This is a genomic window from Microvirga vignae (assembly GCF_001017175.1).
GTDB lineage: Bacteria > Pseudomonadota > Alphaproteobacteria > Rhizobiales > Beijerinckiaceae > Microvirga > Microvirga vignae.
In genome coordinates this window covers 138,960-158,224 of the sequence record NZ_LCYG01000037.1, presented here as the reverse complement: position 1 = coordinate 158,224, position 19,265 = coordinate 138,960, and the positions used below count along the sequence as shown (strand labels likewise).

At 60.5% G+C, this 19,265-nt stretch carries 18 protein-coding genes; 14 read left to right on the top strand and 4 right to left on the bottom strand.

Translation table 11 applies throughout. From position 1 onward, the window contains the following. Together otnC and AA309_RS15445 are read right to left on the bottom strand one after the other, a co-directional pair. Window positions 1-714, bottom strand: a complete 714-nt coding sequence (gene otnC, locus AA309_RS15450) for a 3-oxo-tetronate 4-phosphate decarboxylase (RefSeq protein ID WP_047189906.1) — start codon at window positions 712-714, stop codon at window positions 1-3. Window positions 715-772: 58 nt separating this feature from the next. Beyond that, entirely contained in the window at window positions 773-1,474 is a 702-nt protein-coding gene (locus AA309_RS15445; protein WP_047189949.1) for a GntR family transcriptional regulator, read from the bottom strand. Window positions 1,475-1,682: 208 nt separating this feature from the next. Here AA309_RS15445 and AA309_RS15440 point away from each other — a divergent pair, with 208 nt between their 5' ends. From AA309_RS15440 to AA309_RS15420, 5 genes are all read left to right on the top strand, one after another. Continuing rightward, a complete protein-coding gene (locus tag AA309_RS15440; protein ID WP_047189948.1) occupies window positions 1,683-2,705 on the top strand; it encodes a 4-hydroxythreonine-4-phosphate dehydrogenase PdxA in 1,023 nt (340 codons plus the stop codon). 58 nt (window positions 2,706-2,763) lie between these two features. Next, window positions 2,764-3,759: a Bug family tripartite tricarboxylate transporter substrate binding protein gene (locus AA309_RS15435; protein ID WP_084731275.1), complete on the top strand. Its 996-nt coding sequence runs from the start codon at window positions 2,764-2,766 to the stop codon at window positions 3,757-3,759. 83 nt (window positions 3,760-3,842) lie between these two features. Beyond that, window positions 3,843-4,322: a tripartite tricarboxylate transporter TctB family protein gene (locus AA309_RS15430; protein ID WP_047189905.1), complete on the top strand. Its 480-nt coding sequence runs from the start codon at window positions 3,843-3,845 to the stop codon at window positions 4,320-4,322. Window positions 4,323-4,347: 25 nt separating this feature from the next. Then, window positions 4,348-5,862, top strand: a complete 1,515-nt coding sequence (locus tag AA309_RS15425) for a tripartite tricarboxylate transporter permease (RefSeq protein WP_047189904.1) — start codon at window positions 4,348-4,350, stop codon at window positions 5,860-5,862. Window positions 5,863-5,916: 54 nt separating this feature from the next. Beyond that, window positions 5,917-6,810 (top strand): NAD(P)-dependent oxidoreductase, encoded by an 894-nt coding sequence (locus AA309_RS15420; protein WP_047189903.1) that lies wholly within the window; start codon window positions 5,917-5,919, stop codon window positions 6,808-6,810. 340 nt (window positions 6,811-7,150) lie between these two features. Here AA309_RS15420 and AA309_RS15415 read toward each other — a convergent pair whose 3' ends face one another. Further along, window positions 7,151-8,203, bottom strand: coding sequence for a LacI family DNA-binding transcriptional regulator (locus AA309_RS15415; protein WP_047189902.1), 1,053 nt, complete (start codon window positions 8,201-8,203; stop codon window positions 7,151-7,153). 94 nt (window positions 8,204-8,297) lie between these two features. On the opposite strand from AA309_RS15415, the gene bglB reads away from it, so the two are divergent. From bglB to AA309_RS15370, 9 genes are all read left to right on the top strand, one after another. After that, window positions 8,298-9,401 carry a beta-galactosidase BglB gene (gene bglB / locus AA309_RS15410; protein WP_047189901.1) on the top strand — a complete coding sequence of 368 codons (1,104 nt, stop codon included), beginning with the start codon at window positions 8,298-8,300 and terminating at the stop codon, window positions 9,399-9,401. Then, window positions 9,398-10,231: a 5-dehydro-4-deoxy-D-glucuronate isomerase gene (gene kduI, locus AA309_RS15405; protein WP_047189900.1), complete on the top strand. Its 834-nt coding sequence runs from the start codon at window positions 9,398-9,400 to the stop codon at window positions 10,229-10,231. Before bglB ends, kduI begins: the two co-directional genes overlap by 4 nt. 2 nt (window positions 10,232-10,233) lie before the next feature. Continuing rightward, on the top strand, window positions 10,234-12,786 hold the full coding sequence (locus tag AA309_RS15400) for a hypothetical protein (protein ID WP_052954748.1): 2,553 nt from the start codon (window positions 10,234-10,236) through the stop codon (window positions 12,784-12,786). 28 nt (window positions 12,787-12,814) lie between these two features. Then, the gene (locus AA309_RS15395; protein WP_047189899.1) at window positions 12,815-14,086 is read left to right on the top strand and encodes an ABC transporter substrate-binding protein; all 1,272 of its coding nucleotides are present in this window, start codon (window positions 12,815-12,817) and stop codon (window positions 14,084-14,086) included. Window positions 14,087-14,102: 16 nt separating this feature from the next. Continuing rightward, entirely contained in the window at window positions 14,103-15,134 is a 1,032-nt protein-coding gene (locus AA309_RS15390; RefSeq protein WP_047189898.1) for a carbohydrate ABC transporter permease, read from the top strand. Further along, on the top strand, window positions 15,131-16,183 hold the full coding sequence (locus AA309_RS15385; RefSeq protein WP_047189897.1) for a carbohydrate ABC transporter permease: 1,053 nt from the start codon (window positions 15,131-15,133) through the stop codon (window positions 16,181-16,183). The genes AA309_RS15390 and AA309_RS15385 overlap by 4 nt, the downstream gene beginning before the upstream one ends. A gap of 28 nt (window positions 16,184-16,211) precedes the next feature. Continuing rightward, window positions 16,212-17,288 (top strand): ABC transporter ATP-binding protein, encoded by a 1,077-nt coding sequence (locus tag AA309_RS15380; protein ID WP_047189896.1) that lies wholly within the window; start codon window positions 16,212-16,214, stop codon window positions 17,286-17,288. Between the two features lie 51 nt (window positions 17,289-17,339). Next, a complete protein-coding gene (kduD, locus tag AA309_RS15375; protein ID WP_047189895.1) occupies window positions 17,340-18,098 on the top strand; it encodes a 2-dehydro-3-deoxy-D-gluconate 5-dehydrogenase KduD in 759 nt (252 codons plus the stop codon). Window positions 18,099-18,559: 461 nt separating this feature from the next. Continuing rightward, complete coding sequence (locus AA309_RS15370) at window positions 18,560-18,787, top strand: hypothetical protein (RefSeq protein ID WP_244470370.1); 228 nt, start codon at window positions 18,560-18,562, stop codon at window positions 18,785-18,787. A 116-nt stretch (window positions 18,788-18,903) separates the two neighbouring features. Here AA309_RS15370 and AA309_RS15365 read toward each other — a convergent pair whose 3' ends face one another. Next, window positions 18,904-19,188, bottom strand: coding sequence for a DUF6894 family protein (locus AA309_RS15365; protein ID WP_047189893.1), 285 nt, complete (start codon window positions 19,186-19,188; stop codon window positions 18,904-18,906). Window positions 19,189-19,265: the final 77 nt, after the last annotated feature.

Sequence of the window (19,265 nt, the reverse complement as noted above, 5' to 3'; positions counted from 1 at the left end):
TCATTTACCTGTGTGGGAGCAGCCATGAGGATCGGAACAGGAGGCGTGATCGTGAGCGTCCTCGGCGATGGCCTCGTCCAGCTTGAAATGCGTGACGAGGTCCCTGACCTGTGCACGGGTCAGCAGGCGAGGGTTCAGGCCGTGCAGAAGAAGGAGGAGCTTCGCGGTTTCCTCCAACTCTTCCGTCGCATAGACGGCCGCTTCCAAGTCCTTTCCGGCCACGACCGGACCGTGGTTGGCGAGAAGGACTGCGCTGTAGCGTCCCGCGAGCCCGCGAATAGCATCCGCAACGGCGGGGTCGCCCGGGCGATAGTAGGGCACGAGGGCGGTTCTTCCGACACGCATTACATAATAAGCGGTCATCGGCGGAAGGGCATTGGCCGGGTCCACGTCCGGAAGCATCGAGACTGCAACCGAGTGGGTGGAGTGCAGATGGACAATCGCGCCGGCATCCTGGCGGGTTGCATAGAGAGCCGTATGGAGCGGCAGTTCCTTGGTGGGTGTATCGCCCGAAACGAGACGGCCATTCACATCGAGGCGACTCAGCCGGGCCGGATCGAGAAAACCGAGGGAGCTGTTGGTCGGCGTCGTCAGCCAGCCTCCATCACTCAATCGAACCGAGATGTTGCCGGATGATCCTGCCGTGAGGCCGCGCTCGAACAGGGAACGACCAAATCGGCAAATCGACTCGCGAAGGTGGCTCTCATCACTCACGGCAGGGCCTTTGGAGTTGCGTGGGGAATGCGGATCGGTCAGTGGAGTGCCGTCGTTCTCAGACGGCGTGTCGCACGCGCTCCCAGGTTCTTTCCATGTGAATGGTCAGCGCCTCGGACAGGCGGTCGGCATCCCGCGCCTCCAAGGCGCCGATGATCTCTTCGTGGTCGGCCACGGCAGCGGCCCATTTTTCCGGGCCTTCGTTGCCGATATAGCGGATTCGCCTCAGGCGGGCCTGCAGAATGCCGTGCACATAGCCCAGCGCCTCGTTCTTGGAGAGGCGGAGGATGGCCGAGTGAATGCTTTGGTTGAGCTTGAAGTAGGGCAGGCGATCCCGCTTCTCGTACAGGTCGACCATGCGGTCGTGCAGCTCACGAACTTCCCGGATCTCGTCGTCGGATGCGTGCTCGCAGGCAAGGCGCCCCGCCAGCCCCTCAAGGTCGGCGAGAACGACGAGACTGTCATGGACGTCCTTGGCGGTGAATTGCCTGACCACCGCCCCTCGGCCGGGAGACAACTCGACCAGCCCCTCGCTGGCGAGAAACTTCAGAGCCTCCCGCAGGGGCGTTCGCGACACACCGAGGGTCTTGCCGAGATTGCCCTCGTGAATCCGGCTGCCTGCGGGAAGTTCGCCTTCGATGATCATATCGCGCACACGCGTTACGATCGCGTCGTGCAGACTTGGGCGGGCGATGGGACCGCGCCCGTCGAGCTCCTCGATCAGCTGGCCTGATGTTCCAATTGTCACGGTCTCATCCATTTTCGAGCTGTCCATTCGCCCAGAGGCCCAACTCCCTGCCAGCATCCTTATAGACTTAGTGCTGAGTGTTCGCAAACAAAATTCTGCATGCAGCATGCTTGCGTGCTGAATTATGGGCTGGTACTGTCCTTGCGTTATCAAGGAAGAGGTTGCTGTGAGCGCTTATTCGTCCCCGACAAAGACAGTCAGACCAACGATTGCCTTCGCCATGGGAGATCCGGCAGGGATCAGCCCGGAACTGGCCGCCAAGCTCATCGCGGCCGACGAATTCCGCCGCGGCGCAAATCTGGTGCTCTTTGGCGATCTTCGGATCCTGGAGCAGGGCGCCAAGATTGCAGGCGTCGGTGTCGATGTGGAGGTCGTCTCCTCGGAAGATGAAATTTCGGAGCATGCCTCCAGGCCTGTCTTCATCGACTTGAAGAACCTCAGCCCGGATCAGGTCACACCTGCCACCGCGACTCTCGAAGGTGGCCTGTTTGCGACTGAGAACTTCCGGCGGGCCCTGCTGCTGGCCCAATCCGGACGTGCCGATGCCGTGTTCTTCACGCCCTTCAACAAGAAGGCCATGCGCCTCGCATACGAAGGTTACGACGACGAGATCCGCTTCGTGCGCGATGTGCTCAAGACATCTGAAGCGGCAAGCGAGTTCAATGTGCTCGGCAAGCTCTGGAATGCCCGCGTCACGTCGCATATTCCTCTGTCGCAAGTGGCATCAGCCGTCTCCGAGCAGTCGATCCTGAGATCGCTGACGCTGGCGGATCAATGCATGCGTGCGGCCGGCTTCAATCCGCCGCGCATTGCCGTGGCGGGTCTCAATCCGCATGCGGGCGATGGTGGCAACTTCGGTCGTGAGGAAATCGAGGTGATCGAGCCGGCTGTCCGCAAGGCGATTGCTCAAGGTTTTGCCGTAGATGGGCCATTTCCGTCGGATACGGTTTTCCTGCGGGCCAAGAACGGCGACTTCGATGCGGTTCTGACCATGTACCACGATCAGGGGCAGATCGCCATGAAGCTGATGGGCTTCGACCGTGGCGTCACGCTCATCGGCGGTTTCCCGTTCCCCATCTGCACTCCCGCTCACGGAACGGCATACGAAATCGCCGGACGGGGCATTGCAAATCTCGGTGCAAGCAACGCGGCGCTCTCCCTGGCAATCCAGATGGGTGCCGAAGTGCGCGCGCGCCGGGTCAATGAGGTCGACACGGAATACGCCAAGGCCGTGAATTCCTGAAATTCCAGTTCCAAAAGCCGACGCCATCGGTTGGTAAAACCCAAAGGGAGGAAGAACGATGATCAAGAAGACGTCATGGTTGGTCGCAAGTGCCATCGCAGTCACATTCGGCGGAATGGCACATGCTGACTGGAAGCCGACAAAGCCAGTGGAGTTCGTTGTCACATCGAGCCCCGGGGGCGGTACGGACAATTTCGCCCGTGTCGTGCAATCGATCATCTCGAAGCACAACTTGATGGACCAGTCGATCGTCGTCACAAACAAGGGCGGCGGCAGCGGGGCGGAAGGATATCTCTATGCGAAGGTTGCTGCAGGCGACCCTCACAAGCTCACTTTCGGCACTAATAACGAATACCTTCTGCCTTATGTCGCGAAGCTCGCCTACAAGCCGGATGAGCTGACTCCGGTTGCAGCCATGGCTCTCGACGAGTTCCTGCTCTGGGTCAATGCGACCTCCCCATACCAGGATGCCAAGAGCTATATCGAAGCCGTGAAGGCGAAGCCCGAGAGCTTCAAGATGGGCGGCAGTCAGTCGAAGGACACCGATCAAACGCTCACCAGCCTGATCCAGTCCGCGACCGGTGCGAAGTTCATCTATGTGCCGTTCCAAGGCGGCGGTGCCGCGGGCGTGCAGCTGGCCGGTGGGCACATCGACTCGAACACCAACAACCCGAATGAAAATGCCGGACAGTGGAAGGCCGGAGCGGTGAAGCCGCTCTGTGTGTTCAGCCCGACGCGCCTGCAGGAGGGCCCCAAGGTCACTGCGGCTATGGGCTGGGCCGATATTCCGACCTGTAAGGAAGCCGGTATTCCGATCGACCAGTTCCAGATGCCGCGCACCGTGTGGCTGCCGGCCGGCGTTCCCTCCGAGGCTGTCGCGTATTACGCGGACGTGCTCAAGAAAGTGAGCGCGACGCCGGAGTGGAAAGAGTACATCGACCGTACCTCCCAGACCAACCGTTTCCTGGCAGGCGAAGAGCTGAAGAAGTTCATCGCATCGGACGATGCCAAGAACCGCAAGGTGTTCGAGCAGGAAGGCTGGATCGTTCGCTGATGGGGCGGTCATCCCATGGGCCGGTGCAGGCGAACCTGCACCGGCCAACCTCATGCTGCAGTCATCGGAGCGGAGCGAACGCCATGATCAATCGTTTTTCGGCTGAAATCGCGACTGCGACACTCACCGCGGGCTTGGGACTTACCGCGGTGATCGGTGCTCTCGAATTCGGTATCGGCTGGGGAGATGCAGGGCCCGAGCCGGGCGCGTTTCCTTTCTACATCGGCCTTCTCGTCGTTGCGGCAAGTGCCGGAAATTTATTTCAGACCATCACCCACCGGCATGGGTTGCAGTCGGTCTTTCTCGATCGTGAGCAAGCGGTGCGTGTCGCTTCGTTCCTCATTCCTATGGTTGCCTTCGTGGTGATTGCACGGCTGCTCGGCCTCTATGTGGCTGCGGCTCTCTATCTCACCTTCGTCATGCGCGTGCAGGGAAAGTACCGTCTCATCACGTCGGCCGCTTCGGGCATCGGTGCCGCCGTGGTCTTTTATCTCGTTCTCGAAGTCGGATTCCAGGTGCCTTTGCTGAAGGGTCCTCTCGAAGCCGCTCTAGGCCTCTATTAGCCTTCCATCCCGACGGAGACAGGCCGTGGAAAATTTCGCATCACTCCTTCATGGTTTCGGTGTCGCGCTGACGACTTATCATGTCACGTTGATGATGATCGGCGTTCTGCTCGGCATCCTCGTTGGCGTTCTTCCAGGACTCGGAGCGCCGAATGGCGTTTCGCTGTTGTTGCCGCTGACCTTCACGATGGATCCGGTTGCCGCCATCATTCTTCTCACCAGCATGTACTGGGGCGCGCTGTTCGGGGGATCGACCACCTCGATCCTCTTCAACATTCCGGGTGAGCCTTCATCGGTCGCCACGACGTTCGACGGTTACCCGATGGCAAGGCAGGGGCAGGCGGCCCAGGCGCTGACTCTCGCATTCCTGTCCGCCGGGTTCGGCGCTCTGATGGGCGTGATCCTGATCACCATTCTGTCGAGCTGGGTGGCCAAGTTCGCTCTCCGGTTCAGTTCGCCGGAATATTTTGCAGTCTACTTCCTGGCATTCGCCAGCTTCGTCGGACTTGGGGCTGCGTCTCCCTTCAAGACCATCGTGTCCATGGGACTTGGCTTTGCTTTCGCTGCAGTGGGCATGGATACGGTATCGGGGGGCTTACGCCTGACTTTCGGGTTCAACGAACTTCTGTCGGGCATCAGCTTCCTCATTGCCGTCATCGGCCTCTTCGGTATCGGCGAGCTTGTGCTCACCATGGAGGAAGGACTTCACTTCGATGGTATCAAAGTTCGCGTCAGGGCCCGTGATGTCGTCAAGACCATTGCCACTTTACCTCGTTATTGGATGACCCTTCTGCGGAGCAGTGCCATCGGCTGCTGGATGGGCATCACCCCAGGCGGGCCGACTGCTGCCTCGTTCATGAGCTATGGTCTGGCCAAGCGCCTGTCACGCCGCAAGGATGCCTTCGGGCATGGCGAGCCCGAGGGCGTTGTGGCTCCGGAAACGGCGGACCACGCGGCGGGCAGCAGCGCCATCCTGCCGATGCTGGCCCTTGGCGTTCCTGGTTCCGCGACGGCTGCCGTGATGATGGGCGGCCTGATGATCTGGGGGCTCAATCCAGGGCCGATGCTGTTCATCGAGCGTCCCGATTTCGTGTGGGGCCTGATCGCCAGCATGTATCTGGGCAACATTGTGGCCGTGCTCATGGTGCTTGCAACAATTCCGCTCTTTGCATCCATCCTGCGGATTCCGTTCGCGATCATTGGCCCGATCATCGTGATCGTGTGCTTTATCGGCGCCTATACCGTCGCGGGACGTCCGTTTGATCTGTGGTTGGCGCTGCTCTTCGGTGTGGCGGGCTATCTGTTCAAGAAACTGGATTATCCGATCGCCCCACTCGTGCTGGCGATGGTGCTCGGCGACAAGGCTGAGGATGCCTTCCGGCAGTCGATGATCATGTCGAAGGGCTCACTTTCGATTTTCTGGTCGAATGGCCTCGTGGCAACCCTCATGGTAATCGGCTTGGCTCTCGCGTTCGGTCCCGCTCTGAGTACCCTGGCCAGCAGGCTGGCGCGGCCGAAGACGTCATCCGTGGCGGCGTGAGTGCAACGTTCCGGGCTCACTTGCCTGTCAGGCCCAAGGTGGAAGGAGTGTGTGATGACGCCATCTAGTTCAGCTGCCGTGGCATTCCTCGGCATTGGCCTTATGGGATCGCGCCAGGCCCGGCGGCTGCTCGAGGCCGGGTATGACTTGACCGTCTGGAACCGTTCGCGGGAAAAAGCCGAGGTGCTTGCCCCTTTAGGCGCCCGCGTCATGGATGCTGCGCCCGATGCGGTCCGAGATGTGGAGATCGTTGTTCTCATGCTGGAGAATGGCGGTATCGTAACCGACGTGCTGTTCGCGCAGGGAGTCGCGGAGGCCTTGCGGCCGGGCACCATCCTGGTCGACATGAGCTCGATCAAGCCCGCGGAGGCACAGGATCATGCAAAGCTTCTCGCCGAGCGTGGCGTCCACCACATCGATGCGCCGGTTTCAGGTGGGACCGTCGGAGCGGAGCAGGGCACTCTGGCGATCATGGCTGGCGGCGACGCGGAGGCCTTCTCGCGCGTAAAGCCGGTCCTGGAGGTCATGGGCCGGCCTGTTCATGTCGGGCCGCACGGGGCGGGCCAGCTTGCGAAGCTCGCTAATCAAATTATCGTTGGTGTCACCATCGGAGCCGTTGCCGAGGCGCTCCTGCTGGCTGAGCGTGGAGGAGCTGACCCTGCCAAGGTTCGCGAAGCTCTCCGGGGAGGCTTCGCCGAGAGCCGTATCTTGGATCTTCACGGTCAGCGGATGGTCGAGCGTGATTTCGTCACCAAGGGACGCTCGGTCACTCACCTGAAAGACCTCGATAACGCACTCGACGCGGCGGAGCGGCTTTCTCTTCAGGACGTGCCTTATACGGCGCTTACTGCAGATCTGTTTCGGGGGCTCATCGAAAATGCGGGCGATCTCGATCACAGCGGTCTGCTTGTCGAACTTGAGCGCCGGAATGACCGTCCTGTGAGATAGCGATCCAGGAGAAAAGCCTTTTGATCCTACGCGAGGATAGGACCTCGCGAAACATGCACATCGTTACCAAGCTGGAATCGGACCCTGAGCCAAAGTCGGCTTCTGTCACAGAGCAGAAGTAGCGCTGGTCCGCTCGTTAGGCCTTCGGGCACACCCCGAAAGGAAGTCCGAATGTCTGCTCAACCAGGGAACACCGGGCACTCATGAAGTGCAGGTGCCTTATTCCTATGAATCCCGGATCAAAGCGTTTTTGATCCATTTCCTCTCAGTGGACCAGATACGCTTGAAGCTGCCTGGACGCTCCTGCCTTCATGAAAGGCGCTGAAGCGTGGTGCGTGGGTCACGCAATTCCATGAGCTACTGACGCGGTGGAATCCCGTTCAATCAGGCGGCAAGCGAGCTCTGTCCGGCGCACGACGCGTTGCCCCTGGGTCGAGAGCTCGATCAACATCTCAACAGCGGTCTCGCCCAACTCGCGGGCCGGGATGTGCATGGTGGTCAGGCGCGGGGTGAGAAGATCTGAAATCGGCAGATTGTCGATTCCCATAACCGATATCTCTTCCGGGCATGCGATCTGACGCGCTTTCAACGCCGAGAGGGCTCCCAGCGCGAGACTGTCGGCCGCACAAAGCAATGCGGTCACGTCGAGCTGGCCTTTGTCGAGGCGCTCACCGACGGCACGCTCAGCGCATTCCGGCGTCCAGTCCTCTACGCTGATCACGTTCTCATCAGGGCAGGGCAGGCCGTGTTCCAACAGGGCGTCGCGCCAGCCTTCGAGACGGCGTCGGATGGTAGGACGACCAGGCCGCATGACGAAGCCGATGCGCTCGTGACCCAAGCCGATGAGGTAATCGCAAGCCATGCGTGTTGCTGACCGATTGCATGGGCTGACACTTGAGATTCGCATCAGCGGATCGTCGCTGTTGATGAGAACCGCAGCTTTGCCGCTCTCCTGAATCCGAGCCATCACCTGCATGTCGTCAATCGTCAGCAGGAGCACGCCGAGAATATCTTGGCTAGTGAGAGCATCCATCAGCGCGATCTGACCCTCCTCCGGGTCGGGTAGCGGGATCAGGGACACTTCGATCTCTCGTGACGCAGCGGCAGATTTCAACCCTTCCAGGACATGCCAGGTGAACTGAGTACGGCTGTAATCCGTCATGGCGGCCTTGCTGGCAAAGACCGCAATCCGCGCCCCCTGCACCATGTTGGGGAGGGGATATCGCGCGTTCCTTGCCGCCTCGAAGATCCGTTGGCGGACATCCTCACGGACCCCTTTTTGACCCGCCAAAGCACGCGACACGCTGCTGATGGAGACATCACAGGCAAGAGCAATGTCACGCAGCCGGTTGCGCGCAAGGATTTTCGAGGGGGGAGCGGATTTCTTGGGCATGGCGGAGATACTGCAAAAAATTTTCATGTTGCGCAATCTTTGCAGCTGATGAAAAATCCTCTCAACAACAACAGATGCCCGGGAGGCAGCGCAAATGAGGGAGAGAGGGCGTCTCACGCGCCAGCTCGATCGTCTCGTCGCAGGCATGGTGGCCTTGCGCCATGACGGGACATTCGATGAGCCGAATCTTGACGGCACCCCCGGCGATTACATCAGCTTCGACGGTTGGGAATGGCCCCAGGGCGTAGGCCTTTATGGTCTGGTCCGGTATTGGGAGTTTACCGGCAACGACGAGCATCGCCGCCTGATCGAGGCCTGGTACGAGCGTCAACTCGGGAAAGGCCTGCCGAAGCTCAACGTGAACACCACTGCCCCCATGCTCGGCCTGTCCATGCTCTGGGACAAGACCGGCGAGGAGCGCTGGCGTGCGCCGCTTGAGCATTGGGCGAATCTCGCGATGAACGAGCTTCCCCGCACGGAGGAAGATGGCTTTCAGCATATTGTCTCGGATGGCCTGAACCCGGGGGAGTTGTGGGACGACACGCTTTTCATGGTGTGTCTCTTCCTGGCGAGTTACGGCCGAGCGTCAGGCCGCGACGATCTCGCTCAGGAATCGGTGAGACAGTTCCTGCTGCATGCGCATTACCTGACCGATACGGAAACCGGCCTGTGGTTCCATGGCTGGACCTTCGACGGGCGGCACAATTTCGCGCGGGCACGCTGGGCCCGGGGCAATGCCTGGATCACGGCCGGGCTTCTCGATTTCATCGAACTCGGCGGTGTCGAAGGTGGCGTGAAGGATTATCTCCTCGGTTGCCTGCGCGCCCAGGCCAAGTCTCTCCTGCGCCATCAGGATCGCAGCGGCGCTTGGCATACGCTGATCGACGATCGGTCTTCTTATCTGGAGGCCTCTGCGACAGCCGGTCTCGGCTACGGCCTCCTGAAAGCTGCACGTCTTGGCGTCCTGGGAGAGGATGCACGCCAGGCGGGACTTCGCGCCTTGGACTACGTGCTCGACAACATCGACGAGAACGGCACGCTGCAGAACGTCTCCTACGGCACGCGCATGGGACGAGATCTGCAATTCTACCGCGATATCCCCATCCAGCCGACGGCTTACGGCCAGGCTCTCGCCATTCTGCTTCTGGCGGAGGCCGTCCGCCATATGAATGATGCTCAACAGGAGTCCTCTGCATGATCGAGGTTCGCTATGGAGCGGGGCCTGACACAATTGGTTCTTTATCGACGGAAGACCTGCGCTCGACCTTTCTCGTCGATCGATTGTTCCCGAAGGACAACGTCCGTCTCGTCTACACCCACATCGACCGCATGATTCTCGGCGGCTCCGTGCCGGTGGAAAAAAATGTCGCCTTCGGTGAGGGCGCTCCCATCGGCACGCCGCACCTGTTGTCGTATCGTGAGATGGGCATTGCCAATCTCGGCGGGCGGGGCCGTATCGAGGTGGATGGGAAGAGCTTCGATCTCGACAACCGGGACATTCTCTATGTGGGATGCGGCGCAGAGCGCCTGACCCTGTCGAGCGCCGATGCTGCCAATCCCGCACGCTTCTACATGACCTCCGTTCCCTCGCAGGTGGATTATCCGCACCGGTTGATCACGAAGGCTGAGGCGAAGCCGCTGGAGCTTGGTGAGGAGAAGCGTTCGAACAAGCGTTCGCTGCGCATGTACATCCATCCGGAAGTCGCGCCCTCTGCACTTCTTCTCATGGGCATCACCGATCTTGCTCATGGCAGCGTGTGGAACACCATGCCGCCGCATCTGCACGAGCGGCGCATGGAGGCGTATGTCTATTTCGGCATGGCGCCTGAGGACCGTGTCATTCACCTGATGGGACGTCCGGAAGAGACACGCCACCTCATTGTGGCGGACGGCGATGCGATCCTTTCTCCGGCATGGTCGATCCATATGGGCGCTGGCACAGGGCCGTACGCCTTCGTCTGGAGCATGACCGGCGAAAACCAGGAATACACCGATGTCGATCCGGTGCCGGTGAGCACTCTGCGGTAAGAATGGCGATGGCGAACGCGATGTATCTGACACATGCTCTCAAAGCCGGCCAGGCGGTCGGCCATTGGCAGCTCGGCGACGTGCACGAGGAGCGCTACGACGTCCCGGACCGAACCATGGAAGGGAAGATGGATGCCTTCTTCTTTCTGACAAAGGACCGCAACTTCATCCCGCATCAATATGCCTGCCGCACGGATTTCATCGAGGTCTATCGCGGAAAGAGTCCCAAGCCGGTCACGAGCTTCGAGCCGACTCGCGTCTGGCTGCCTTTCGGCTCGCCGCGCGTGGATCTGTCGGGCTTCTGGTTCCGGGCTACGCGCGTCGAGTGCTGGGCGCGCACGACCATCGACAGCCCGTGTGATCAGGTGGCGCGTTTCAGCTTTGCCACCTGCGGCGGTGCCTTCCTGGAGGTCAACGGAAGCCGAGTGGCGGAACTCACCCGTTATCAGCGCAACTTCGAGGAGCGCGCCGAGATCGAGGTGCCGCTGAAATCGGGCAAGAACGAGCTGCGGGTCTGGTTCGCCGATCTCTGCGAGCGCGATGCGCGCTATTATTTCAGCCTTGAGCTCATCGCGGGCGAGGGGCTGTCGGAGGCCATGCCGTGCCCCATCGACGGTGCGCGGGCGGCTGCGGTCGAGAGGATGTTGGAGGGTATGCGCTTCGAGAAGCCGTCCTATGGCCGTGGCGAGGTCGCCATCGTCTTCGACAATCCCGCAACGAGCGCGCTCGACGTCCATGTGGAGGTGCGCGGCGACTTCATGTCGACGGAAGGCAGGCTCGAATTCCATAAGAAGCTGCCTGCGGGCGCCACCCGCATCGCCATCGCCGACACGAGCGAGCTCCCCGCCGATTTCCGGCATTTCGACATCACCCTGCGCGACGGCGATTTCGTGGCGACACGCGTGCTGGGTGTCGAGATCTGCCACCTCGACAGGCAGCCTCCCGCTTCCGCCGATATCAAGGCGCGGGCGCTTGCCGTGCTCGACCATGTGGCCGAGCACGGCGAGCGCGACATGGTCACTGTGCTGGCGCGACTCGCTCTCAATCGCGGCGGACCGGAGACGGATCGCATCATCGAATCCTGCCTGCCAATCATCGGCGATTGCCACGATTGCGCGGACTTCCTGCTCGTTCCACTCCTCTGGTCGCGCATTTCCTGCCCGGAGCGGATTTCGCCCGAGACGCGGGCGCGCATGGACGACGTCATCCTCCGCTTCCGCTACTGGATGGACGAGCCCGGCAACGACGTGATGTGGTACTTCAGCGAGAACCACGCGCTCCTGTTCCACACAGCCTGCCACCTTGCCGGAACGCTCTATCCCGACACGACCTTCAGGCGCTCCGGCCGCAAGGGGCGCGAGCAGGCCGAGATCGGCCGGCAGCGCCTCCTCGAATGGCTGACGCACTTCGAAGCCTGCGAGATGGCCGAGTGGAACTCGGCGCCCTATTTCCCGATCGACCTCAAGGGCCTCTGTGCGCTCTACGCGCTATCGCCCGATGCCAGCATTCGCGAACGCTCCGGTGCCGCCATCCGGCGTCTTCTCGAAATCATGGCCCTGTCGAGCCATCACGGCATGATGACGGCCTCACAGGGCCGCAGCTACGAGCACACGCTGCGTCCGGGGCGCACGCTCGAATTGTCGGGCATGTCTTATCTTGCCTTCGGTAAGGGATCTCTCGGCCGCCGCTTCCATGCACTGCCGCAGCTTGCCCTGTGCTTTGCTGAGCACGGCCTGACAATCGACCCGAGCCTTGCCGCCATTGCCGATCATAAGGGCGCCGGAGCCTATGAATGGCGCTATAAGCAGGGCGAAAACGGCATCGCTTCGCTCTATCATTTCAAATCGAAGGATTTCGCGCTGGGCAGTATCGCCGCCTATCGCTGGGGTGAATGGGGTTATCAGGAAACCCTTCTGCATCTGCGCCTTGGCGACAAGCCGGAAGCGCAGATCTGGATCAACCATCCGGGCGAGGTGATCCATAGCGGCTATGGTCGTCCGTCTTATTGGGGCGGCTGCGGAACGGTGCCGCGCGTTCACCAGTACCGCTCTCTGGCGGTGGTGGATTTCAAGGCTCATCCTACGCAGCCGGACTTCACCCATGCCTGGTTGCCTGAAGCCGAGATGGATGAGGTGATCCATGAAGGCAACCGGATCCTCGTCCGGTCCGGCGAGGGTTTATGCCTGCTCGTCGCGAGCGGCCCGCTTGAAAAAGTGACGAAGGGCCCGACCGCCGGATGCGAGGTTCGTTTGCCCGGGCATGTGGGCCGTTGGCTCGTGCGCCTCTCCGATATCGCCGCCGAAGGCAGTCTGACCGCCTTCGGCCAGCGCTTCGCAGGCCTCTCGGCTGAGGAGCGTAACAACGGTGTCATCGTTGTTCAGGATCCTGATTTCGGAAGCGTCACCTGCGGTCCCGATGCGGTGGTGCGCACGCCTAAGGAAACCATTGATCCGAAGAGTTGGACTTTGTCAGGAGAGCTGACAACCTTTCCGGAAGGGGCGTGTGTGACGCTGCCTTCCCAACATAAAAGACAAGAGCAACTCAAGATTGCCTAATTCAAGAATTCATCATGGGAGGAAAGTGATGAAGGGACTGAAAAGATTGATTGGCGGGGCGCTGGCCCTGGCATTGAGCGCATCCGTTGCCCAGGCGGCCACCGAAGTGCGCATCATGTGGTACTCCGACGGCAACGAAGGCGAGGTCCTGCAGGATCTCGTCAAGCGCTTCGAGGCTCAGAACCCCGACATCAAGGTCGTAGTCGACAATGTCGCCTTCGGCATCATCAAGGATCAGCTGCCTGTGCAGTTGGAGGCCGGCCGCGGTCCCGACATCGTGCGCGTGGTCGAGCTGAAGTCGCAGGCCAAGCATTGGCTTGATCTGCGTCCGCATCTGAAGGATGCAGCGACATTCGAAAAGAACTTCAGCAACACTCTCGACTGGATGCGGGAGGACGGCAGCAATGCATTGCCGGGCTTCATGACGCAGCTCACCATCACCGGCCCGCTCGTGAACACCACTCTCTTCGAACAGGCGGGCGTGCCTGTTCCCGGCGATAAGGCAACCTGGGATGAATGGGCAGCGGCCGCCAAGAAGGTGGCCGACAGCCAGAAGATTCCAATCGCACTCGCCTTCGACCGCTCCGGTCACCGCTTCATGGGCCCCGCGATCTCGATGGGCGCAAAGGTGATCGGCCCCGACGGCAAGCCTGCCGTGGTGGACGAAGGCTTCAAGGCCATGGCCCAGCGCATCGCCGACTGGCACAAGAACGGCATCATGCCTCGCGAGATCTGGGGTGGTGTTGCCGGAACCACTTACAAGGGTGCGAACGAGGAGTTCGTGAACGGCCAAGTTGCCGTCTATTTCTCGGGATCCTGGCAGGTCGCTCAGTTCTCACAGAAGATCAAGGACAACTTCGACTGGTCGGCCGGTGCCGAGCCTTGTGGCCCGGCTGCCTGCACCGGCATGCCGGGCGGCGCTGGTCTCGTTGCGGTGAAATACACCAAGAACCCGAAGGAAGTGGCCCGCGTCGTGGAATATCTCGCAAGCGAGCCAGTCGTGCGTGAATTCTCCGAACGCACCCTGTTCCTGCCGGCTCATCAGGGCGTTGCAGCCAAGGGCGTCGACTTCAAGTCGAGCGATCCGAACGTCAAGAAGTCGCTCGACACCTTCCTGAGGGCCACGCAGACGGCCGATCCTCTCGCGCTGAAGATGCAGAGCTACAGGTGGTCCGGCACGATCTACGCCGCCGTCATCAGCCGCCTGGGACAGGTGGTGGCCGGCGAGGCGCAGATCCCGGATGCCTATGCTCGCATCGAGGACGACATCAAGCAGAAGGTCGCCGAGGCCTCCCGCTGAGCCAAAGGCACGCGCGATGAGCACCATCACCGGAGAGCGGGGAGGGCAGGCGTCCAGCCTGTCCTCCATGCTGACGCTGCCTTTCCGATTCCTCATGGGCGTGCTCAACGCTCCCATGAGCTTCCTTCAGCGCCGGTTCGGCATCGGCGGCATGGGTGCCGTATTCCTGGCTCCGAACATGCTGATCTTCAGCGTGTTCGTGCTCATCCCCGTTGCCATCAACTTTGCTTATTCCCTGACCGGCGGAACCGCGATCTTCTTCGACGACCGTCATTTCGTCGGCCTGGGGCAATATCAAACGTTGCTTACCTGCAGCGATTACACCACGCCGTCCACCTGTCTGCAGGACGCCTTCTGGCAGAGCGTGCACAACACGGCCTTCTTCGTAATCGCGCAGGTGACGGTGCTCGTGCTCGTTTCCTTAGGAACCGCGCTCGTTCTGAATCGCGAGATGCGCGCCCGGGGCTTCTGGCGTGGCGTCTTCTTCTTTCCTGTCCTGCTCTCGCCGGTCGTGGTCGGCCTGATCTGGAAATGGATTCTGCAGCGTGATGGGCTGCTCAACGCGATCCTCATGGATTTCGGCTTTGAGCGGACCTTGTGGTTGGCCGAGCGTAGCTGGGCCATGTTCTGGGCCATTTTCGTCTCGATCTGGGCCCATCTCGGTTTCTATGCCCTGATACTGCTTGCAGGCCTCCAGGCCATTCCGCGGGATCTTTATGAGGCGGCGATGATGGATGGAACCGGGCGGATGCGAACCTTCTGGCGCATCACTCTGCCGCTTCTATGGCCCAACCTGCTCGTCGTGATCATCCTCGCGCTCATCAAGGCCGTGCAGATCTTCGACGAGGCCTTCGTGCTGACGGGCGGCGGCCCGGGCACCAGCACCATGTTCATCACGCAGTATATCTATGAGACGGGCTTCGCCCACGTCCTGCGCAATCTGGGGCTCGCATCCGCAGCCTCGATCCTCATGGGGATCGTTCTTGTCGGCCTGACAGCCTTGCAGCTCGGTGTGTCGAACAGGCGAGCCCGAAAGGAGGCGGTATGAGCGCACTCTCCACCTTCCTTCTGCGCCGCCGCGGCGGCACAGGCTGGCATTGGACGGATGTGCTGTCCTACATCTGGCTGGCTCTCGGCCTCTTTCTGATGTTCGGGCCCGTTCTGTGGCTTGTCGTGTCATCCTTCAAGACGCCTGCCAATCTCGCCGAATTCCCACCGACCTTCATGCCGCTCGATGCGCAAGTGGCGCAGGTTCAGGGCTATGAGCAGCCGCTGCCTCTCTTTCGTGTGACCCTTGATGATGGCAGCGAAAAGATCCTCGCCCAGGTGCGCCGTGTCGGAATCATGGCCCAGATGGTCGATCCGGAGAACCCGGGCACCGTTATTCGTGTGCCGATCGACAAGCGCACGCCCGTGCGTGCGGTCAACCTTGCGACCGAGAACTACGCCGAGCCGCTGCAACAATTCGATTTCCTGCGCTACTTCCAGAACTCGATCTTCGTCACGGTCATGGCCACGCTCATCACGCTCGTGGTGAACTCAATGGCGGCTTTCGCTCTGTCAAAATACGAGTTCAAGGGCCGCGCGGCGGTGCTCGGCATCATTCTGGCAACGTTGATGGTGCCCCTGTCTGTCATAGTGGTGCCGCTCTATCTGGTGGTGAATTCGCTGAACCTCTTCGACACGCTCTGGGGTGTGATCCTGCCTACGGTCGCGACACCGACCGGTGTCTTCCTTCTGCGCCAATACATGCTCACGATACCCGATGAGCTCATTGACGCCGCCCGCATGGACAAGGCGTCCGAATGGCAGATCTATTGGCGCATCGTGCTGCCGCTTGCGGCACCGGCTCTGGCAGTTTTGGCGATTTTCTCCGTCATGTGGCGCTGGAACGACTTCTTGTGGCCCTTGATCGTTCTGTCACGTAAGGAGCACTATACACTGCAGGTCGGGCTCAATGCCTTCTCGGGAGAGTTGAACGTGCAATGGCACTTCGTGCTCGCCATGACCGTGCTTTCCATCGTGCCGGTTGCCCTCATCTTCCTGTTTCTTCAGCGCTACATCACTGCAGGTATCGCGAATACCGGCCTGAAATGATGCGGATCCCATTTGGAAAGAACACGCCATGAGCCATCTTGTTCTTCGTCAAGTCACCAAGGAATACGGGGCCGTACGGGTGTTGCACTGCATCGATCTTGAAGTCGGGAACGGTGAGTTCGTGGTCTTCGTCGGCCCGTCTGGCTGCGGAAAGTCGACATTGCTGCGCACCATCGCGGGTCTTGAGCGCGCAAGCTCCGGCGAGATTCGACTTGATGACCGCCTCGTCAACGATGTTTCGGCTGCCGATCGGGGGCTCGCGATGGTGTTCCAGTCCTATGCGCTCTATCCGCATATGAGCGTGCGCCAGAACCTCGCTTTCGGGCTTGAGAACAGCCGCATGCCGCGGGATGAGATCGACAGGCGCGTGACGGAGGCGGCCAAGATGCTGCTGATAGAGCCGCTTCTGAACCGCAAGCCGCGCCAGCTCTCCGGCGGGCAGCGTCAGCGCGTCGCCATCGGCCGGGCCATCGTGCGCCGGCCTGGCATCTTCCTCCTTGATGAGCCCTTGTCCAACCTTGATGCGGAGCTGCGCGTGGTGATGCGTGCCGAGCTCGCTGCTCTCCACAAGCGGCTCAGTGCCACGATGATCTACGTGACGCATGATCAGACGGAGGCGATGACGCTTGCCGATCGTATCGTCGTGCTGCGTGACGGGCGGATCGAGCAGGTGGGTACGCCGCTTGATCTCTACAACAACCCCGCCAACCGCTTCGTGGCCGGGTTCATCGGCTCACCTCGCATGAATTTCATCGAGGCCGAGACCATTCCGATCGCAGGTGGCGTCGGAGTGCAGGTCAACGGAAAGCAGCAGAGGCTGCCCCATCTCGACCTTGCCCCCGGCTCCAAGATCGTGCTCGGTATCCGTCCGCACTCCGCAACTGTTACGGAGATAGACCAAGGGACGATCCCGCTCGAACTCACCCTTGTCGAGCAGCTCGGGGCAGAAACGATCCTGCATGGCAAGACCGATCGCGGTGAGATCTTTACGGTATCCGCACCCGGTCAGGGTCGCTTCTCAATGGGCGAGCGGATCGGTATCGCCCTGCCTCCCGAAGACCTTCATGTCTTCAATGCAGAAGGACAGGCTCTGCCGCGAGGCTAGCCTCCCTTGGGAAGTCCCGTAACATATCGGCTGCTCTAAAGTGGAAACATCATGGCGGCGTCCTTTAATCTACAAGGCAAGACAGCAATCGTGACCGGAGCCAATACAGGCATCGGCCAAGCCATCGCCACTGCTATGGCCATGGCCGGCGCCACGGTCGTCGGCGTCGGTCGATCGTCGATGGACGAGACACAGGCGCAAATCACTGAAGCCGGCGCGAAGTTTCACGCTGTTAATGCTGACCTCTCCACCCTCGAGCCCATTGAGATGATCCTGGATGCGGCCGAGAGGGTTGGTGGCCGGATCGATATTCTTGTCAACAATGCCGGGATCATCCGGCGCAGTGATGCCGTCGATTTCACAGAGGCCGATTGGGACGACGTGATGAATGTCAATCTCAAGACCACATTTTTTCTGTCTCAGGCAGCAGCAAGACGAATGCTGAAGGATGCAAAAGGCGGAAAGATCATCAACATCGCCTCGCTTTTATCCTTCCAGGGTGGCATTCGCGTGCCATCCTACACGGCGAGCAAAAGCGGGCTCGCCGGTCTCACCCGTCTCCTGGCGAATGAATGGGCCGCGAAGGGCATCAACGTGAATGCCATCGCGCCCGGATATATCGAAACCAATAATACCGAGGCTTTGCGCCAGGATCAGAAGCGAAGCTCAGAGATCCTGTCACGCATTCCGGCCGGCCGATGGGGCCACCCTGAGGATATCGGGGGTGCCGCGGTCTTCCTGGCCTCACAAGCTGCCAACTATGTTCATGGCATCATCCTGCCCGTCGATGGCGGATGGCTCGCGCGCTAGCCAGGGCTATGCCTGCTTCCTGAAGACGGTATTCATCGTTCACGATAGCCTACGAGGCCGCCCCAGGACATCAGCGCGCTCGATGAATTCTGAACACCAGGATCTCATATAAGGTTGGAATCCCGACGCTCCGGCGATTCTTGCTCTTGTAGCGACAGGACGATATGCGAAGCCGCCTCGAGGGGCGAATTTGTTCTTTTCGCCCCGGCTGTTGTTCGAGATGTATGCCTTGTTTGAGGGTTATGTTGCGCGGTGCTGGCCCGAGCCCTAAGCCGCAGGAAGGCAGACAAACGGTCACAGAGACCTGCACCCCTTCAATCTATTAACTCACGATACCTGGACACTGATCTATATCAATCAAGCAATCTTCGGTCGTTTCTGGGGCACGAGCACGGAGCGGCAGGTTCAGCCGCGGTAATCGGAATGGGGCACTGATGTTTTTTTCATGGATGAAACTGGCCATGGAGACGAACAGGCTGGCAGTTGAGTCTCAGGTCGTCATCTGGACCCGACTGACCCAGATCGCTTTTGGTCGGGGAACGCCTGCTGAGTCCATGTTGATGGTAACGGAGAAGGTTGCTGCCTTTGCCGAGGCTTCTGCAACGATGGCTGCCGGTGGATCGGCCCACAAGGTCGTCAAGGGCTACCGCAAACGTGTGCGGGCTAATGTGAGGCGTCTGAGGCGCTGACAGCAATCACGCCTGTCACTCGGCTTGCTGAGGCTGCGCAGATACTTGCAGGGCAGGGAGCTTCGGGGCGTGACGCCCTGTGGAGGGCGACGGGCGGATTGGTCGTGGCGCAGGCCTCAGCAATACGCACTGCTGCACGCGGATACCGTCATCGGCAATTGCACGGCAGGTGCCGAAATCCGCTGTGGAACCGGAAAGGGTACAACTGCAATCTGCTCGCCGAGATCATTGTGGACGCACACGAGCCACCGAGACCAGTCGGCGGAGATGAGGACTTCCGTCATGAGACGTCGGGCGACAGCTTCGGCCTGCTTGCCGATATCGCCGTCGGCCCTCATCGAGCGTCCGCGGAGGTCTAGGATCAACTCCCAGCCATCCGTGCAGTGAAAATGATGGCGCATCGATCTGCTCCTGCGCCCCCGTATTCGCCTAGGTTTTTTATCGTCAGGTCGAGAACGTGTTCTGGTCCTTAGGGATC

What these genes read in the sequence shown, in the direction of transcription:
- AA309_RS15445 (WP_047189949.1), bottom strand. Translation starts at nt 1,474, where the DNA reads ATGGATGAGACCGTGACAATTGGAACATCAGGCCAGCTGATCGAGGAG.
- AA309_RS15440 (WP_047189948.1), top strand. Translation starts at nt 1,683, where the DNA reads ATGGGAGATCCGGCAGGGATCAGCCCGGAACTGGCCGCCAAGCTCATC.
- AA309_RS15435 (WP_084731275.1), top strand. Translation starts at nt 2,764, where the DNA reads ATGATCAAGAAGACGTCATGGTTGGTCGCAAGTGCCATCGCAGTCACA.
- AA309_RS15430 (WP_047189905.1), top strand. Translation starts at nt 3,843, where the DNA reads ATGATCAATCGTTTTTCGGCTGAAATCGCGACTGCGACACTCACCGCG.
- AA309_RS15420 (WP_047189903.1), top strand. Translation starts at nt 5,917, where the DNA reads ATGACGCCATCTAGTTCAGCTGCCGTGGCATTCCTCGGCATTGGCCTT.
- AA309_RS15415 (WP_047189902.1), bottom strand. Translation starts at nt 8,203, where the DNA reads ATGCCCAAGAAATCCGCTCCCCCCTCGAAAATCCTTGCGCGCAACCGG.
- bglB (WP_047189901.1), top strand. Translation starts at nt 8,298, where the DNA reads ATGAGGGAGAGAGGGCGTCTCACGCGCCAGCTCGATCGTCTCGTCGCA.
- kduI (WP_047189900.1), top strand. Translation starts at nt 9,398, where the DNA reads ATGATCGAGGTTCGCTATGGAGCGGGGCCTGACACAATTGGTTCTTTA.
- AA309_RS15400 (WP_052954748.1), top strand. Translation starts at nt 10,234, where the DNA reads ATGGCGATGGCGAACGCGATGTATCTGACACATGCTCTCAAAGCCGGC.
- AA309_RS15395 (WP_047189899.1), top strand. Translation starts at nt 12,815, where the DNA reads ATGAAGGGACTGAAAAGATTGATTGGCGGGGCGCTGGCCCTGGCATTG.
- AA309_RS15390 (WP_047189898.1), top strand. Translation starts at nt 14,103, where the DNA reads ATGAGCACCATCACCGGAGAGCGGGGAGGGCAGGCGTCCAGCCTGTCC.
- AA309_RS15385 (WP_047189897.1), top strand. Translation starts at nt 15,131, where the DNA reads ATGAGCGCACTCTCCACCTTCCTTCTGCGCCGCCGCGGCGGCACAGGC.
- AA309_RS15380 (WP_047189896.1), top strand. Translation starts at nt 16,212, where the DNA reads ATGAGCCATCTTGTTCTTCGTCAAGTCACCAAGGAATACGGGGCCGTA.
- kduD (WP_047189895.1), top strand. Translation starts at nt 17,340, where the DNA reads ATGGCGGCGTCCTTTAATCTACAAGGCAAGACAGCAATCGTGACCGGA.
- AA309_RS15370 (WP_244470370.1), top strand. Translation starts at nt 18,560, where the DNA reads ATGGAGACGAACAGGCTGGCAGTTGAGTCTCAGGTCGTCATCTGGACC.
- AA309_RS15365 (WP_047189893.1), bottom strand. Translation starts at nt 19,188, where the DNA reads ATGCGCCATCATTTTCACTGCACGGATGGCTGGGAGTTGATCCTAGAC.